Consider the following 248-nt stretch of genomic DNA (forward strand, 5'->3'; position numbering starts at 1 on the left):
TCACCCTGAACACCGACGGCAGCTGGACGCTCGACCCGAGCAATGCGGCCTACCAGCACCTAGCTGTCGGTCAGAGCACGAGCTACAACATCCAGTACGTCGCCACCGACGCCCAGGGTGTGGCCAGTGCTCCCCAGACGCTGACCGTCACCGTCACCGGCACCAACGACACCCCGGTGATCACCACCTCGGTGGCCGACAGTAAGGCCACCGTCGTCGAGGACAGCTCCCTTGCTTCCGGCACGCTG

The 248-nt window shown here is 65.7% G+C and carries 1 protein-coding gene; it reads left to right on the forward strand.

Annotated features, from left to right (window positions below; translation table 11 throughout):
* Positions 1-248 (forward strand): VCBS domain-containing protein (locus tag G7016_RS24850; RefSeq protein WP_181118412.1); only part of this gene is annotated, 248 nt, incomplete at both ends.

It is taken from the genome of Pseudomonas japonica, from assembly GCF_013522925.1.
Taxonomy (GTDB): Bacteria; Pseudomonadota; Gammaproteobacteria; order Pseudomonadales; family Pseudomonadaceae; genus Aquipseudomonas; species Aquipseudomonas japonica_A.